This is a genomic window from Chitinimonas sp. BJB300, from assembly GCF_002735695.1.
Lineage (GTDB): Bacteria > Pseudomonadota > Gammaproteobacteria > Burkholderiales > Chitinimonadaceae > Chitinimonas.
On sequence record NZ_PDZH01000356.1, the window covers coordinates 1 to 629 of the forward strand.

Annotated in this window: 1 protein-coding gene; it reads right to left on the reverse strand. The window is 59.0% G+C overall.

What is annotated here, in order from left to right; all coding sequences use genetic code 11:
- A partial coding sequence (locus tag CSQ89_RS21815; protein WP_143747146.1) for a DDE-type integrase/transposase/recombinase occupies positions 1-629 on the reverse strand: 629 nt, incomplete at both ends.

The window sequence follows — 629 nt, forward strand, 5'->3', positions numbered from 1 at the left end:
TGATTCGCCTTGGTCTTCGTGTGCTCGATGTCGTTCAGCGCCAGGTAGAGCTGGTAGTCATGTGACTCCGGCCTACCGCAGTACTCGGTACCACGGTCAGTGAGAATGCGCAGCACCCCCATGCCATGCTGAGCAAAGAACGGTAACACCTGATCGTTCAGCAGATCGGCACCCGTGATGGGTGTTTTGGTCGTGTAGAGCTTGGCGAACGCCACCTTGCTGTAGGTGTCGACAAAGGTCTGCTGATAGATGCGACCCACCCCTTTGATCGTGCCAACGTAGAAGGTATCTTGCGATCCCAGATAGCCCGGGTGGGCCGTTTCAATCTCACCGTGGGCCAGGTCATCGTCCTGTTTGCGTTCCAGCGCAGTGACCTGCGCCTCAGTCAGGATGATGGCAGTTTCCGCCACGAGCCGCGTCAGCGCGCTGAGACGCTGCTTGAATGAAGCCAGTCCATGGCGCAACCAGATGGATCGCACACCGGATGGGGAGACGAATACACCGCGCTGGCGCAATTCATTGCTGGCACGAACCTGCCCATGCGCGGGCTGTTCGGTGGCGTAGGCAATGACCGCTGCTTCGGTGGCTTCCTCGACGCGATTCTTCGGGTTGGGCTTCTTGCGGTTAGC